General features: G+C 73.0%; 11 protein-coding genes. 10 read left to right on the forward strand and 1 reads right to left on the reverse strand.

What is annotated here, in order from left to right; all coding sequences use genetic code 11:
• The first annotated feature begins 32 nt into the window (after positions 1 to 32).
• The 8 genes from ACMTAK_RS29135 to ACMTAK_RS29170 all read left to right on the forward strand — a co-directional run bounded on the left by ACMTAK_RS29135 (position 33) and on the right by ACMTAK_RS29170 (position 12,281).
• Positions 33 to 1,178, forward strand: coding sequence for an ATP-binding protein (locus ACMTAK_RS29135; protein ID WP_413808925.1), 1,146 nt, complete (start codon positions 33 to 35; stop codon positions 1,176 to 1,178).
• Positions 1,175 to 3,799, forward strand: coding sequence for a DUF5682 family protein (locus ACMTAK_RS29140; RefSeq protein WP_413808926.1), 2,625 nt, complete (start codon positions 1,175 to 1,177; stop codon positions 3,797 to 3,799). The genes ACMTAK_RS29135 and ACMTAK_RS29140 overlap by 4 nt, the downstream gene beginning before the upstream one ends.
• Positions 3,796 to 5,100, forward strand: coding sequence for a VWA domain-containing protein (locus ACMTAK_RS29145; protein ID WP_413808927.1), 1,305 nt, complete (start codon positions 3,796 to 3,798; stop codon positions 5,098 to 5,100). Before ACMTAK_RS29140 ends, ACMTAK_RS29145 begins: the two co-directional genes overlap by 4 nt.
• A gap of 168 nt (positions 5,101 to 5,268) precedes the next feature.
• Positions 5,269 to 6,144: a hypothetical protein gene (locus ACMTAK_RS29150; protein ID WP_413808928.1), complete on the forward strand. Its 876-nt coding sequence runs from the start codon at positions 5,269 to 5,271 to the stop codon at positions 6,142 to 6,144.
• Positions 6,145 to 6,243: 99 nt separating this feature from the next.
• Complete coding sequence (locus tag ACMTAK_RS29155) at positions 6,244 to 7,776, forward strand: hypothetical protein (protein WP_413808929.1); 1,533 nt, start codon at positions 6,244 to 6,246, stop codon at positions 7,774 to 7,776.
• A 347-nt stretch (positions 7,777 to 8,123) separates the two neighbouring features.
• Positions 8,124 to 9,296, forward strand: a complete 1,173-nt coding sequence (gene sucC / locus ACMTAK_RS29160) for an ADP-forming succinate--CoA ligase subunit beta (RefSeq protein WP_413808930.1) — start codon at positions 8,124 to 8,126, stop codon at positions 9,294 to 9,296.
• A 21-nt stretch (positions 9,297 to 9,317) separates the two neighbouring features.
• Entirely contained in the window at positions 9,318 to 10,202 is an 885-nt protein-coding gene (gene sucD / locus ACMTAK_RS29165) for a succinate--CoA ligase subunit alpha (protein WP_210950376.1), read from the forward strand.
• Between the two features lie 207 nt (positions 10,203 to 10,409).
• On the forward strand, positions 10,410 to 12,281 hold the full coding sequence (locus ACMTAK_RS29170; protein WP_413808931.1) for a cell division protein PerM: 1,872 nt from the start codon (positions 10,410 to 10,412) through the stop codon (positions 12,279 to 12,281).
• Between the two features lie 61 nt (positions 12,282 to 12,342).
• Here the strand turns inward: ACMTAK_RS29170 and ACMTAK_RS29175 are convergent, their stop codons facing one another.
• Positions 12,343 to 13,206: a hypothetical protein gene (locus ACMTAK_RS29175; RefSeq protein WP_413808932.1), complete on the reverse strand. Its 864-nt coding sequence runs from the start codon at positions 13,204 to 13,206 to the stop codon at positions 12,343 to 12,345.
• A gap of 401 nt (positions 13,207 to 13,607) precedes the next feature.
• Between ACMTAK_RS29175 and purN the strand changes: the two genes are divergently transcribed.
• Both purN and purH read left to right on the forward strand, forming a co-directional pair.
• A complete protein-coding gene (purN, locus tag ACMTAK_RS29180) occupies positions 13,608 to 14,264 on the forward strand; it encodes a phosphoribosylglycinamide formyltransferase (RefSeq protein WP_413808933.1) in 657 nt (218 codons plus the stop codon).
• Positions 14,261 to 15,826 carry a bifunctional phosphoribosylaminoimidazolecarboxamide formyltransferase/IMP cyclohydrolase gene (purH, locus tag ACMTAK_RS29185; protein WP_413808934.1) on the forward strand — a complete coding sequence of 522 codons (1,566 nt, stop codon included), beginning with the start codon at positions 14,261 to 14,263 and terminating at the stop codon, positions 15,824 to 15,826. The genes purN and purH overlap by 4 nt, the downstream gene beginning before the upstream one ends.
• Positions 15,827 to 15,966: the final 140 nt, after the last annotated feature.

The raw sequence follows: 15,966 nt of genomic DNA on the forward strand, positions 1-15,966 counted from the left end.
AACGGAACGAGGAAACGAGTCGTGGGGGAGCTGTGACCGTCACTGTGCCCGGAACCGAATCCACCGATACGAGCGGGGCGGCAGAGGCCGCCGGAGCCGCGGAAGCGCTGCGTCCACATGCGGAGGACGCCTTCGCCGCCGAACTGAGCGCGCTGGCCGCCGCCGACGACCGCCCGCGTCCCGCACGATGGCGGCTGTCGCCGTGGGCGGTCGCCACCTATCTGCTCGGCGGCACGCTGCCCGACGGCACCGTGATCACACCCAAGTACGTGGGCCCGCGACGCATCGTCGAGGTCGCCGTCACCACCCTCGCGACCGACCGCGCCCTGCTGTTGCTGGGCGTGCCCGGCACCGCCAAGACATGGGTCTCGGAGCATCTGGCGGCGGCGGTCAGCGGTGACTCGACCCTGCTGGTCCAGGGCACCGCCGGGACGCCCGAGGAGGCCATCCGGTACGGGTGGAACTACGCCCAGCTCCTCGCCCACGGCCCGAGCCGGGACGCGCTCGTGCCGAGCCCGGTGATGCGCGCGATGGCGGACGGCATGACCGCGCGCGTGGAGGAGCTGACGCGCGTCCCGGCCGATGTGCAGGACACGCTGATCACCATCCTGTCCGAGAAGACGCTGCCGATCCCGGAGCTGGGGGAGGAGGTCCAGGCGGTCCGCGGCTTCAATCTGATCGCGACCGCCAACGATCGCGACCGCGGGGTCAACGAACTCTCCAGCGCCCTGCGCCGCCGCTTCAACACGGTCGTGCTGCCGCTGCCCGCGACCCCGGAGGACGAGGTCGACATCGTCTCCCGCCGCGTCGCCCAGATCGGCCGCTCGCTGGAGCTCCCGGAGCTCCCGGAGGGCGTCGAGGAGATCCGCCGGGTGGTCACGGTCTTCCGTGAGCTGCGCGACGGAGTGACCGGTGACGGCCGTACGAAGCTGAAGTCGCCCTCGGGCACGCTGTCCACGGCCGAGGCCATCTCCGTGGTGACCGGCGGCCTCGCGCTCGCCGCCCACTTCGGCGACGGCGTGCTGAGGTCGGGCGATGTGGCCGCGGGCATCCTGGGCGCGGTCGTCCGCGACCCGGCGGCCGACCGCGTGATCTGGCAGGAGTACCTGGAGACGGTGGTCCGCGAGCGCGACGGCTGGAAGGACTTCTACCGCGCGTGCCGAGAGGTGACCGCATGACGGGCGCCCCACGGGCGCGGGCCGCCGGCCCGCTGCTGTTGGGCGTGCGGCACCACGGGCCTGGGTCGGCGCGTGCGGTGCGGGCCGCACTGGAGGCGTGCCCACCGCGCGTGGTGCTGATCGAGGGGCCGCCGGAGGCGGACGCGATCGTGGGGCTCGCCGCCGAGAAGGACATGCGTCCGCCGGTCGCGCTGCTCGCCCACGCCGCGGACGATCCGGGGCGCGCCGGGTTCTGGCCGCTGGCCGGGTTCTCCCCGGAGTGGGCGGCCATCCAGTGGGCGCTGGCACATGAGGTTCCGGTGCGGTTCATCGATCTCCCGGCGGCCAACTCGCTGGCCATGTCGGCGAAGAAGCCCCCGACGGCCCCGCCCGCCCCGGTGGCTGAGCCCGCCCCGGCCGGTCCGGCGAACCCGCCCGCTCCGGCCGATCCGCCCGCCCCGGCCCCTCCGTCCGATCCGGCCGGCCAAGTCGACCCGGGCGGCCAAGCGGCTCCGGTCGCCGACCGGGCCGCGCGGCTGCGGGTCGATCCGCTGGCCGTGCTCTCCGAGGCGGCCGGATACGACGACCCGGAGCGCTGGTGGGAGGACGTCATCGAGCACCGCGGCACCGGCGGCGCCGAGGCGTTTACGGCCGTGGCGGAGGCCATGGAGGCGCTGCGCGCCGAGTACGGGCACGGCGGGCACGAGGACGACGCGGTGCGCGAGGCCCATATGCGGCTGCGGCTGCGCGAGGCGCGGCGGGAGTTCGGGGACGAGGTAGCGGTCGTCTGCGGGGCCTGGCACGTACCGGCGCTGGGGGAGCGGACCACCGCGACCGCCGACCGGAAGCTCCTCAAGGGGCTGCCCAAGGTCAAGACCGAGATCAGCTGGGTGCCATGGACCCACCGGCGGCTGGCCCGGCACAGCGGATACGGGGCGGGCATCACCTCGCCCGGCTGGTACGACCATCTCTTCCACGCCCCGGACCGACCCGTCGCGCGCTGGCTCACCAAGGTCGCCGGGCTGCTGCGGGACGAGGACTTCGCGGTCTCCTCGGCCCATGTCATCGAGGCCGTAAGGCTCGCCGAAACCCTGGCCGCCATGCGCGGGCGCCCGCTCGCCGGACTCGCCGAGACCCTCGACGCCGTGAGGGCGGTGATGTGCGACGGCTCCGATGTGCCGATCGCGCTCGTCCGGGACCGGCTCGTGGTCGGCGACATCCTGGGCGAAGTGCCCGAGTCGGCTCCGGCGGTGCCGCTCCAGCGCGATCTGACACGCACCCAGCGTTCACTGCGGCTCAAGCCCGAGGCGCTGGAGCGCGAGCTGGAGCTGGACCTGCGCAAGGAGACCGACGCCGGGCGGAGCCGTCTGCTGCACCGGCTGCGGCTCCTCGGGGTCGACTGGGGCACCCCGGCCGTCTCGCGTGGCAGCACCGGCACCTTCAGGGAGACCTGGCGGCTGCGGTGGGAGCCGGAGCTGGCCGTGCGGGTCGCCGAGGCGGGGGTATGGGGCACCACGGTGCTGTCGGCGGCCACCGCCAAGGCGGAGACCGAGGCCCGGAGCGCCAAGGGGCTCGCCGGGGTGACCGAGCTGGCCGAGCGCTGTCTGCTCGCCGGGCTCTCCGGGGCCCTCCCCATCGTGATGCGCTCGCTCGCCGACCGGGCCGCGCTCGACGCGGACGTCGGCCATCTCGCCCAGGCCCTGCCCGCCCTGGTGCGCTCGGTGCGCTACGGGGACGTACGGGGCACCGGCACGGCCGCGCTCGGCGAGGTCGCGGTCGGGCTGGCCGAGCGGATCCTGGTCGGGCTGCCGCCCGCCTGCGTCGGCCTCGACGCCGACGGTGCCGCCGAGATGCGCCGCCATATGGAGGCCGTGCACCGGGCGATCGCCCTGCTGTCGGAGACGGAGACAGCCGGGACAGAGACGGCTGGGACAGAGACGGCCGGGACAGCGACGGGGGCCGGGACAGCGACGGGGACAGAGACGGGGGCCGGGACGCAGCCACACACGTGGACCGATATGTCGACAACGGACCTGTCGACAACGGAGACGCGGGCGGCCGAACCCCGTCCCGCCGACGGCCTACGGGCCCGCTGGGCGGCCATGCTGCGCAATCTCGCCAGGCGGGACGGCACCCCCGCCACCCCCGGGCTGATCCGGGGCCGCGCCGCACGGCTGCTGCTGGACGACGGCCGGCTCGCCGAGGACGAGGCGGCCCGGCTGATGGGGCTCGCGCTCTCGCCCGGCACCCAGCCGCCCGAAGCGGCCTCCTGGATCGAGGGGTTCATCGGCGGCGGTGCCGGCGGCGGCATGCTGCTCGTCCACGACGAGCGGCTGCTCGGCCTGGTCGACCGCTGGCTGACCTCCGTTTCCGCCGAGGCGTTCACCGACGTCCTGCCGCTGTTGCGGCGCACCTTCTCCGCGTACGACACCGGCGTGCGCCGCACCCTGGGCGAGCTGGTCCGCCGGGGCCCCGCGGCCGACGGGCCCACCGGCGTTGGCGGCCAAGGCGCCCCCGCCGCACCCGGCTTCGGCCCCGGGCTGGACCCGGACCGCGCGGCGGCCGTCGTACCGACGGTGCGGCTGCTGCTGGGCCTCGATCCCGCCCCGCACGCCAACGACTCCATGGAGGCAGCCCGATGACGCACGGCGCCCCTCACGATGCCGACCCCCACGTCGATGCCGACCCCCACGGCGACCCCACCCCCGACGACGCCCACCCCCCGGGCGACCACCCCCGGACCGACCAGGAACGGCTGCGGCGCTGGCGGCTGGTGCTCGGCGGCCAGGGCGCCGACGGCACCGGCTGTTCGCTCAGCGGGGCCGACGCCGCCATGGATCGCACGCTCGAGGCCCTCTACGGCTCCGGAGGCGGCGACGGCGCGGGCGGCAGCGGTACGGCCGTCGGGCGCAGCGGCGGCTCCCAGGGCGCCGGGAGCGGCGCGCGCTCCGGCGGGCTCGGCGGCTCCGCGCCCCAAGTGGCCCGCTGGCTCGGCGACATCCGTACGTACTTCCCCACCTCCGTCGTCCAGGTCATGCAGCGCGACGCCATCGACCGGCTGGGGCTGTCCGCCCTGCTGTTGGAGCCGGAGATGCTGGAGGCCGTGGAGGCGGACGTCCATCTCGTGGGCACCCTGCTGTCCCTCAACAAGGCGATGCCGGAGACGACCAAGAACACCGCGCGGGCCGTCGTACGTAAGGTCGTCGAGGATCTGGAGAAGCGGCTGGCGACCCGCACCCGCGCCACCCTCGCCGGAGCGCTCGACCGCTCCGCCCGGATCAGCCGCCCGCGCCACCGGGACATCGACTGGGACCGCACCATCCGGGCCAACCTGAAGAACTACCTGCCCGACCACCGGACGGTCGTCCACGAGCGGCTCATCGGATACGGCCGGGCGGCCCGCGGGGTGAAGAAGGACGTGGTGCTGTGCGTCGACCAGTCGGGGTCGATGGCAGCGTCCGTGGTCTATGCCTCGGTCTTCGGCGCCGTACTCGCCTCGATGCGCTCCCTCGCCACCCGGCTGGTCGTCTTCGACACCTCCGTGGTCGACCTGACCGAGGAGCTCGACGATCCGGTGGACGTCCTCTTCGGCACCCAACTCGGCGGTGGCACCGACATCAACCGCGCGCTGGCCTACTGCCAGTCGCAGATCACCCGCCCTGCCGACACCGTCGTCGTCCTCATCAGCGACCTCTACGAGGGCGGCATACGCGAGGAGATGCTGGGCCGGGTCGCCGCGATGAAGGCGTCCGGGGTGCAGTTCGTGACGCTGCTCGCGCTGTCCGACGAGGGGGCGCCGAGCTACGACCGCGAGCACGCGGCGGCGCTCGCCGCGCTGGGCGCGCCCGCCTTCGCCTGCACGCCCGATCTCTTCCCGGACGTGATGGCCGCGGCCATCGAACGACGCCAACTGCCTATACCGGACATGGCGATGCATCAGTGATCCGGAGCTTGCGCCGACCCCTGTGGGTCGTGCAAGGATCATCCTCGTCGCCCAGGACATGAATCCAGCCATCCGGTTGGCGATGTCGTCCTGTTCTGGCGGCCCACAAGCCATATCGCCACGCTTACATGCCCGTTGTACGCCTCGTACTCAGGGAAGGCCCCGCTCGTGTCTGTCACGTCCGCCATGCCTGTCGCCGTGCGCCTGCCGCGCACGGTGGCCGCGCGGCGGGCGCTGCTGGCGGCGCTCTTCCTCGGTGGGTTCCTGGCCCTGGCGTTCCTCTTCGGTGGCAGTGCTCACGCCGCCGAGCGGAGTGACCAGGGCGAGGCCACCGGCATGTCGGTCGACCGCTCCGGCGCCTCCCGGCTGCTCGACCCCTCGGGTGCCGAGCGGGCGCGGCAGCAGGTGGAGCGGCACGCACCGCCCGTGGTGGCGCGTACCACTGACACGGCGGAGGAGGTCGTACGGGAGACCGTGCGGCCCATCCAGGAGCCGGTCGAGCGGCAGGCGCAGAAGATCACCGAGCCGATAGACGACCTGGTCGGCGGCGCCACCAGCGGCGAGCTGCCGGTGCGCCTTCCCGAGGTCGGCATCGGTGACGCGATCGGCCTGGGCCCCCAGGAGTCCGGGGCGCACCACGGCCCGGCCGCCGAGCACCACGCGGCCAAGGCCGAGCCGGCGACCGTGCACAGGTCGGCGCCCGCGGCGTCGGAGCCGATGGGGCCCGGGGCACACGCCCAGGCCGTCATCGCGCACCTTGACGCGGCCGTCTCCCATGGCGGGCACGGGCCCGTCGTCCGGGCGGCCGTCTCCGGCACCGGTCCGGACGGTGGCGCCCCGGCGCCGCTGCCCCTTCCGCGGTCCCCGCTCGGGGCCACCTCCCAGTACACCGGCGACAGCGGCGCTTCCCGTGGTGGGAACACCCAGGCCGCTCTTCCGCCGTCCGGCGTGCCGTCCTTCGGGCTGAAGCCCGGTACGGTCCGCGCGGAGAGCTCGGCGCCGACACGCGAGCGGTTCAACGAAGTCCTCGAATTCCCCGGCTAGGGCAGACCTCACCCCCGTCTGTATGAGACCTGCCGCGCGGGGGCGGGTCAGGTCTGCCCGTCCGAAACCCCCCTTGACTTTCGAAGGACTTCCTCCATCATGCGCAACAACCTTCGCCGCTCCATCCTCGTAGCCGCTGCCGCCACGGGTATCTGGGCCCTCGGCTCGGCCGCCGCCTCCGCCGCCGAGAACCCGGCCGTTCCCTCCACCGACGGTGTCACCAGCACCGTGGACGGCGTGACCAAGACGGTGAACAAGACCGTGTCGACCGACAAGGTGACCGAGACGGTCGACGGTGTGACCGGCGGCGTGGCCGACACCTCCAAGGTGACCGACACCGCGAAGAAGACCGTGGACGGCGCCGCATCCACCGTCGACGGCGTCACCGCCCCGGTGCGGGACCGCGTCCCCGGTGCCGAGAACCTGCCGCGGGTCTCGGATGTCACCAAGACCGTCGAGCACACCACAGACGGCCTGACCGGCGACGTCGCCGGCAAGCCGGGCAAGGTCGTCAAGAAGGCCCACAAGGCCGTCAAGGGCGTCGAGAAGACCGTCAAGAAGACCACCGACCTCGACCTGCCCACCGGCGAGGTCCCCGGTGTCGTGCCCAGCCTGCCCGGCCTCGGCTCGCTGCCGACCCTGCCCGACACCTCCACGCTGCCGAACGTCGACGGCGTCACGGGCCAGCTGCCCACCGAGCTCCCCGCCACCCCGAAGCTGCCCACCGCCCCGGGTTCGGCCAATGACCTGCTCGCCTCCCTCTCCGGCGCCGGCATCCGCCCGGAGGAGCTGACCGGCAAGGTGCAGGGTGTCGTCGGCACCACCAAGCCGACCGTGGACGGTGTGGCCTCGGACGTGCTGCCGCCCGCCGTGTACCGCCTTGTGGTCAAGGTCGTCCCGGTCGCCGAGCGGACCGTGGGTGACACCGGTGCGCTGGCCGACGACGCCGTGGCCCGCACCACCCCGTACGTGGACGTCGTGACCGGCAGCGCCGAGGGCTTCGCGCTGGGCACCGCCTCCAACGCGGTTCCGGCCGCCCAGGACACCGTCGACCGCCTGGTGCCGGTCGTGGTGAGCGTGCCGTCCACCGCCGTTCCGTTCGCGCAGGACGTGGCGGGCACCACCGTGCCGTTCGCCCACGGGCTGGCCACCGGCGTGGTCGCGAACGCCCAGACCACCGTGGGGAACGCCAAGGACGGTGCGCTGAGCCTGCTCCCGGCCGTGCCCACCGACCTGACCGACGTCGCCAACATCCCGGCTCTCCCGGTGCTGCCGGCCGACCTGCCGCAGCTCCCCGCGGACCTGCCGACCGTCCCGGCCGACCTGCCGCAGCTGCCCACCGACCTGCCGCAGCTGCCGGCGGACCTGCCGACCGTTCCGGCCGACCTGCCGCAGCTGCCCACCGACCTGCCGCAGCTGCCGGCGGACCTGCCGACCGTTCCGGCCGACCTGCCGCAGCTGCCCACCGAGCTCCCGCAGCTGCCCACCGACCTGCCGCAGCTGCCGGCGGACCTGCCGACCGTTCCGGCCGACCTGCCGCAGCTCCCCGCCGACCTCCCGCAGGTTCCGGCGGACCTGCCCTCCGTCCCGGTCCAGCTGCCGACCGTTCCGGGCACGCTCCCGACCGTCTGATCGCTCCGGCGGGCGTCAGGCAGTCAGGCCGTGAAGGCCATGCAGGCTGCAAAACCGTAAAACCGTAAGGCAAGCGTCATCGACCGGGCAGCCCTCGTTGGGGAGGGGGCTGCCCGGTTGTCGTACGGAGATAGATGGAAACGGTCGCGATCTGTGACCGTAATCACCGCTCCAGTGTGATCTGCGATTTAGGGCCGCACGGCCCACGGAGATAACCTGCGAGACGGACATGCCGCGTACCCGGCGAACGTGTGCCGCCCTCGTTATAGATCGCGTCCTCACGCTGCCCCCGCGGCACGCCCGCGCTGATAACGACCGCGATATCCATGGAAAAGGGACGGACGCGCGTGGACCTGTTCGAATACCAGGCGAGGGACCTCTTCGCCAAGCACGGTGTACCGGTGCTGGCCGGTGAAGTCATCGACACGCCTGAGGCGGCGCGCGCGGTGGCCGAGCGCCTGGGCGGCCGCGCGGTCGTCAAGGCGCAGGTCAAGGTGGGCGGCCGCGGTAAGGCGGGCGGCGTCAAGCTGGCCTCCGACCCGGCCGACGCCGTGGAGAAGGCGACCCAGATCCTGGGCATGGACATCAAGGGCCACACGGTCCACAAGGTGATGCTCGCCCAGACCGCGGACATCAAGGAGGAGTACTACGTCTCCTTCCTGCTGGACCGCACCAACCGCACCTTCCTCGCCATGGCCTCCGTCGAGGGCGGCGTGGAGATCGAGGTCGTCGCGGAGCAGAACCCCGAGGCGCTCGCCAAGATCCCGGTGGACGCCATCGAGGGCGTGACCCAGGAGAAGGCCGCCGAGATCGTCGCCGCCGCGAAGTTCCCGGCCGAGATCGCGGACCAGGTCGTCGCGGTCCTGCAGCAGCTGTGGACCGTCTTCATCAAGGAAGACGCCCTGCTCGTCGAGGTCAACCCGCTGGTCAAGACCGAAGACGGCAAGATCATCGCGCTGGACGGCAAGGTCTCCCTGGACGAGAACGCCGCCTTCCGGCAGCCGGAGCACGAGGCGCTCGAGGACAAGGCCGCGGCCAACCCGCTCGAGGCGGCCGCCAAGGCCAAGGGCCTCAATTACGTCAAGCTCGACGGCGAGGTCGGCATCATCGGCAACGGCGCGGGTCTGGTCATGTCCACCCTCGACGTCGTCGCCTACGCGGGCGAGACCCACGGCAACGTCAAGCCCGCCAACTTCCTCGACATCGGTGGTGGCGCCTCCGCCGAGGTGATGGCCAACGGTCTCGAGATCATTCTCGGCGACCCGGACGTCAAGTCGGTCTTCGTCAACGTCTTCGGCGGCATCACCGCCTGTGACGCGGTCGCCAACGGCATCGTCCAGGCCCTGGAGCTGCTGAAGTCCAAGGGCGAGGACGTCAGCAAGCCGCTGGTCGTGCGCCTCGACGGCAACAACGCGGAGCTGGGTCGCAAGATCCTCACCGACGCCAACCACCCGCTTGTTCAGCAGGTGGACACCATGGACGGCGCGGCCGAGCGTGCCGCCGAGCTGGCTGCGAAGTAAGGGACGAGGTCACCAGAAACCATGGCTATCTTTCTCACCAAGGAAAGCAAGGTCATCGTCCAGGGGATGACCGGGTCCGAGGGGCAGAAGCACACCCGTCGGATGCTTGCCTCGGGCACCAACATCGTCGGCGGCGTGAACCCGCGCAAGGCCGGCACCACCGTGGACTTCGACGGCGCCGAGATCCCGGTCTTCGGCTCCGTCAAGGAGGCCATCGACGCCACCGGCGCCGACGTCACGGTCATCTTCGTCCCGGAGAAGTTCACCAAGAGCGCGGTCATCGAGGCGATCGACGCCGAGATTCCGCTCGCCGTCGTGATCACCGAGGGCATCGCGGTCCACGACTCCGCCAACTTCTGGGCCTACGCGGGCAAGAAGGGCAACAAGACGCGCATCATCGGCCCGAACTGCCCGGGTCTGATCACGCCGGGTCAGTCGAACGCGGGCATCATCCCGGCCGACATCACCAAGCCCGGCCGGATCGGTCTGGTGTCGAAGTCCGGCACGCTGACCTACCAGATGATGTACGAGCTGCGGGACATCGGCTTCTCGTCCTGTGTGGGTATCGGCGGTGACCCGATCATCGGCACCACCCACATCGACGCCCTCGCCGCCTTCGAAGCCGACCCCGACACCGACCTGATCGTGATGATCGGCGAGATCGGTGGCGACGCCGAGGAACGGGCCGCGGACTTCATCAAGGCCAACGTCACCAAGCCGGTCGTCGGCTATGTGGCGGGCTTCACCGCCCCCGAGGGCAAGACGATGGGCCACGCGGGTGCCATCGTCTCCGGCTCCTCCGGCACCGCCCAGGCGAAGAAGGAGGCCCTTGAGGCCGCGGGCGTGAAGGTCGGCAAGACCCCGTCCGAGACCGCGCGCCTGGCGCGCGCCGCGCTGGCCGGCTGACGCCGCCACGGTTCGATGCCGCGGGCCCGTACCACCCCAGGGTGGTGCGGGCCCGCGGCGTTCCCGGGCGACGGATACCCGGCGGAACGCGGCAAGCCACCCATCCATCCCATCACGCCATAAAAGACGCATAAGAGGACTAGACACGACACGGCGACCAAACCCTTGATGTAGGGATGAAACGGCTGTTATTGGCAGCATGGTCATGTGACGCAAACGACCGATCGCAGCCAGTCGGTGTCCGCACGCGACCGCTCAGCGCCCCGGCGCTCCTCTGCCATCAGGGAGGCGTTCCTCGGCGGCGTGGTCGCCGCGGGGCTCGGCCTCGGCACGCTCGCCGTGGTCGTACTGCTGCTGTGGATCACTTCCTCGTCCCCCGAGAGCAGCCCGGACGGGGCCTTGCACGTCGCTGCCGACCTGTGGCTGCTCGGCCATGGCGCCGACCTCGTGCGCACCGAGACGCTCTCCGGCCACACAGCGCCCGTCGGGCTGACCCCGCTGCTGCTCAGCGTGGTGCCGTGCTGGCTGCTCTACCGGGCCGCCCAGCACGCCGTCTACCAGGCGGAGCCCGACGAGGGCGACGGGCAGTGGGTGCCCGAGGAGTCCGTCGTCGATCCGCGCATTGCCTTCTCCTGGGTGACCGGCGGCTATCTGCTGGTGGGCACCGCCGCCGCGGTCTACGCCTCGACCGGGCCGCTGCGTGTCGACCCGCTCAGCGCGCTGCTGCATCTGCCGGTCGTCGCCGGGGCCATCGCCGCCGTCGGCGTCTGGACGGCCGACGGACGGTTCCCGCTCCGGCTGCCGGGACGGGTGAGCGAGAGACTGCGGCGGCTCCCCGGCGCCGAACGGACCGTAAGGACGGCGGCGTCCGTTGCCGCGCGCAGCTGGTGCCGGCGCCGTCGGCTGACCGCCGCGCTACGGGCCGGGACCAGCGGCCTCGTCGTCCTGCTGGGCAGCGGTGCGCTCCTTACGGCGACGTCGATGCTGAGCCACGCGGGCGCCGTGCAGGTGACGTTCCTCAACCTCAGCGATGTGTGGTCGGGGCGGTTCGCGGTGCTCCTGGTGAGCCTGGCGCTGCTGCCGAACGCGATCGTCTGGGGCGCCGCGTACGGGGTCGGGGCGGGGTTCACGGTGGGCGGCGGCAGTGTGGTCGCGCCGCTGGGCATCACCTCCTACCCCCAGCTGCCGCACTTCCCCCTGGTCGCCGCGCTGCCCACGGACGGCTCCGGCGGTCCGCTGGTCTGGCTCACGGGGATCGCGGCCGGGGCGTCGGTGGCCTGGTTCATCGGAATCGCGGCGGTGCGGCGGCCCGGCAAGGGCGAGCCCAGGCCGCCCTGGGGCTGTGCCGAGACGCTTGTGCTCGCCGCGCTGGCGGCGGTCGGCTGCGCGGCCGCGATGGCGCTGCTGGCCGGGGTCTCGGGCGGACCGCTGGGCATCGGCATCCTCGCCGGCCTCGGCCCGAGCTGGTGGCGCACGGGCATGATCACGCTGGCCTGGACGGGAGTGATCGGGGTGCCCGGCGCGATGGTGCTGCGCTGGTACCGGCTCTGCGTCCCCACCAGGGCCTCCTGGCCGGAGTGGAAGGCGGCGCGGGTGGAGCGCCGTACGGCCCGCGCGCAGGCCCGTACGGCGGCCAGTCAGGCCCGTATGGAGGCCAAGGCCGCCCGTGCGGCGCGGGCCGCGGCCGAGGCGGAGGCGCGGGCGGCGGTGCTGCCCACGGTCTCGCCCATGGAGTCCGCCGAGGTACGGGAGGCGATGGCCGAGCCGTGGTGGCAGTGGCTGCGCCCCGGGGCGCCGGGCGCCGACCGCAAGCGGAACCGTAAGGCGGTCACCGGCGCCGGTGCGGAGACGGGACGGGAGGCCGGACGCGAAACCGGTGTGGGCACGATGGCCGGGCTCGCGACACCCGCGGGCACCCCGGACGCCGCCGGGGCGGCCCGCCCGCGCCGCTGGGCGCTGACCCGGAAGCGCGCTCCCGGGCCGCAGGCGCCCACCGAGTCCCAGCACGCCCCGAACCCCCTCCGCACGGAGCCCTCGCCGCAGCCGTCCCCGCCGGACGACGCCCGCCGCGAACCGTAAGGCGGACGGCGCGGCGGACGGCAGGCGGGAGCGAGCCGTCCGCCGTGCGGGCCCGGCGCCGTCAGTCCTGCGTGCTCAGCAGGGGGCGGAGCTGCTCGGGGAGCAAGGTTTCGCAGTCGTGGCGCGAGGTCTGCGTAAGGGCGTCGTCCACGCAGGTGTAGTAGTCGCTGTAGACGACCTGGAAGCTGAACGTCGCCGCGACGATGGCGAGCGCGAGCCCGCCCGTCACCAGACCGCTGATCGCCGCCGTCGACTGCGGTTTCGACGGGCCGCTGCCGGGCGCGGGCAGCGACGCCCGGGGGGCGCCCGGAGGCGGGGGCGGGGCGTTCAGGGGCGCGGCCGCGGCCGCGGACGGTGCCGTACGGCGCGGCTTGGCCCGCAGTGAGCTGATGCCCCAGTACAGGGCCAGCACCCCGAGCAGCAGCGCGATCTGCGGCAGGCTGAAGAGCGCGAAGAAGAACGCCCACATGCCCGACAGCAGCGCGTACCGGGCGCGCCGCTGGGCCGGGTCGTTGGGGTCCCAGCGCGGGCCGCCGGGACCGCCGGGGCCTGCGGGGCGGTTGGAGCCCGGGGCGCCGCCGAAGCCGCCGCTCTGGCGGCCGGGCTGGCGGCTGCTCCACTGGCTGCCCCAGGCCTGGGGCTGCTGCGGCTGCTGACCGCTCTTCTGGTCGCCGTCCTGTCCGTCCGGCCCGTCCTGTCCATCGGGCCCGTCCTGGCCGCCCTGGGCCCCTGGGCGGCCCTCGCCGCTCTCGCCGCCGGGGCCGTCCGGCCGGTGGCGGGGCCGCCAGGGCTGGTCCGGCCTGCCCTCGGGCGGCGGGGCGAACGGATTGTCCTCGTGCTGGTCCCCGTTCGGTCCGCCGGGGGCGGACGAGGACGAGGAGGACGACGACTGCTGCTCCCGGAGCAGCGGCGTCGTACGCGACATGCGGGCGCGCCTCATCGCCGCCCCCGGTCCTGGACGGGGGGCGGAGTGAGGCGATGAGCCGCGCGGCGGCGTCGGTCCGGCATGTGGAGTGTGTCTTCCCCTTGTGTCGTCGTCCTGCACGCCGGGGCGGGTACGGCCTGGTGCCGTACGGCGCGGGTACGGCCGGTGCCGTACGGCTCGGGGCGCGGGCGCGGCGGTCGTTCCCACGGCGTCAGTGGCGTCAGTTGCATTCGCAGTCCAGACGCTACCTCCCGTGCCCGCCCCCGTCCCCTGGGGGCCGCTTCGTGTGCCGGTATCGTTGCTGACGGTCGGCGGCTTCGTAGAGTTCCCCGGAATTGATGAGTCCGCGACCTTGTACGACCACACAAACGGCAGCACCGCCCGCGAGAAAGAGCCCCGCCGTGGCCTCCCCGCCTCCCTCCGCCAGTCCTGCGCGCCCCGGGCGCCCGGTCCGCCTCGTCGTCCTCGTCTCCGGTTCCGGCACGAATCTCCAGGCGCTGCTCGACGTCATCGCCGCCGAGGGGGTGGCCCGCTACGGCGCCGAGGTGGTGGCCGTGGGCGCCGACCGCGACGGCATCGAGGGCCTGGCGCGCGCCGAGCGCGCCGGGATCCCCACGTTCGTGTGCCGGGTCAGGGACCACGCCGGCCGTGCCGAGTGGGACGCGGCCCTGGCGGAGGCCACCGCCGTCCACGAGCCGGACCTGGTGGTCTCGGCCGGGTTCATGAAGATCCTGGGCCAGGAGTTCCTCGCCCGGTTCGGCGGCCGCTGCGTCAACACCCATCCCGCGCTGCTCCCCAGCTTTCCCGGCGCCCATGGCGTGCGCGACGCGCTCGCGCACGGTGTGAAGGTGACCGGATGCACCGTCCACTTCGTCGACGACGGCGTCGACACCGGCCCGATCATCGCCCAGGGCGTGGTCGAGGTCCGGGACGAGGACGACGAGTCCGCTCTCCATGAGCGGATCAAGGAAGTCGAGCGCTCGCTGCTCATCGAGGTCGTGGGGCGTCTGGCCCGTCACGGCTACCGCATAGAGGGACGAAAGGTAAGGATCCCGTGACCGCCGAAGGTACCAAGCGGCCCATCCGCCGCGCGCTGGTCAGCGTCTACGACAAGACGGGGCTCGAGGAACTGGCCCGAGGGCTGCACGCGGCGGGTGTCCAGCTCGTCTCGACCGGCTCGACGGCCGCGAAGATCGCCGCCGCCGGGGTCCCGGTCACCAAGGTCGAGGAGCTGACCGGCTTCCCCGAGTGTCTCGACGGGCGCGTCAAGACGCTGCACCCGCGCGTCCACGCGGGCATCCTGGCCGACCAGCGGCTGGACTCCCACCGTGAGCAGCTGCGGGAGCTGGGCGTGGAGCCCTTCGAACTGGTCGTGGTCAACCTCTATCCGTTCCGCGAGACGGTCGCCTCGGGCGCCGCGCCGGACGAATGCGTCGAGCAGATCGACATCGGCGGCCCCTCCATGGTCCGGGCCGCCGCCAAGAATCACCCGTCCGTGGCCGTGGTCGTCAACCCCGAGCGGTACGGCGACGTCCTCGAGGCCGCCGCGGAGGGCGGTTTCGACCTGGAGCGCCGCAAGCGGCTGGCGGCCGAGGCGTTCCAGCACACCGCCGCCTACGACGTGGCGGTGGCCAACTGGTTCGCGGCCGGCTACGCGGCGGCGGACGACTCCTCCTTCCCGGACTTCGTGGGCGCCACCATCACCCGTAAGAACGTGCTGCGCTACGGCGAGAACCCGCATCAGCCCGCCGCGCTCTACACCGATGGCAGCGGTAAGGGGCTCGCGGAGGCCGAGCAGCTGCACGGCAAGGAGATGTCGTTCAACAACTACACGGACACCGAGGCCGCCCGCCGCGCCGCGTACGACCACACCGAGCCCTGTGTCGCGATCATCAAGCACGCCAACCCGTGCGGGATCGCGGTCGGGTCGGACGTCGCCGAGGCGCACCGTAAGGCGCACGCCTGCGACCCGCTGTCGGCCTTCGGCGGGGTGATCGCCGTCAACCGCCCGGTGTCGGTCGCCATGGCCGAGCAGGTCGCCGAGATCTTCACCGAGGTGATCGTCGCCCCGGCGTACGAGGACGGCGCGGTCGAGGTGCTCGCCCGTAAGAAGAACATCCGGGTGCTGCGCTGCGCGGAGTCGCCGGTGGCGGCCGCCGAGCAGCGCCCCATCGAGGGCGGCACGCTCGTCCAGGTCAAGGACCGCCTCCAGGCGGAGGGCGACGACCCGGCCAACTGGACCCTCGCCACGGGCGAGGCCCTGGACGCCGACGGCCTCGCCGAGCTGGCCTTCGCCTGGCGCTCCTGCCGCGCGGTGAAGTCCAACGCGATCCTGCTCGCCAAGGGCGGCGCCACGGTCGGCGTCGGCATGGGCCAGGTCAACCGCGTGGACTCGGCGAGGCTGGCCGTCGAGCGGGCCGGTGCCGAGCGGGCCGCCGGTTCGTACGCCGCCTCCGACGCCTTCTTCCCGTTCCCGGACGGCTTCGAGGTGCTGGCCGAGGCGGGCGTGAAGGCCGTGGTGCAGCCGGGCGGTTCGGTCCGTGACGAGGCGGTGGTGGAGGCCGCCCAGAAGGCGGGTGTGACCATGTACTTCACGGGCACGCGCCACTTCTTCCACTGAGCGAGTACCGAGCGAGCACTGAGCGAGTACCGAGCGACGGCGAGCGAGCACCGGGCGATCGCTGAGCGAGCACAGGAGGCCGCGCCCCGACCGGATCACGGGGTGCGGCCTTCGCCGGTCCGTCCCCGACCGGCCCCTGA

This window comes from Streptomyces lacaronensis, assembly GCF_047337785.1.
In the GTDB taxonomy this organism is placed as follows: Bacteria; Actinomycetota; Actinomycetes; order Streptomycetales; family Streptomycetaceae; genus Streptomyces; species Streptomyces lycopersici.

Excerpts from the sequence above, each read along its gene's own strand:
- ACMTAK_RS29145 (WP_413808927.1), top strand. The coding sequence starts at position 3,796 with ATGACGCACGGCGCCCCTCACGATGCCGACCCCCACGTCGATGCCGAC.
- sucD (WP_210950376.1), top strand. The coding sequence starts at position 9,318 with ATGGCTATCTTTCTCACCAAGGAAAGCAAGGTCATCGTCCAGGGGATG.
- ACMTAK_RS29175 (WP_413808932.1), bottom strand. The coding sequence starts at position 13,206 with ATGTCGCGTACGACGCCGCTGCTCCGGGAGCAGCAGTCGTCGTCCTCC.
- ACMTAK_RS29140 (WP_413808926.1), top strand. The coding sequence starts at position 1,175 with ATGACGGGCGCCCCACGGGCGCGGGCCGCCGGCCCGCTGCTGTTGGGC.
- ACMTAK_RS29155 (WP_413808929.1), top strand. The coding sequence starts at position 6,244 with ATGCGCAACAACCTTCGCCGCTCCATCCTCGTAGCCGCTGCCGCCACG.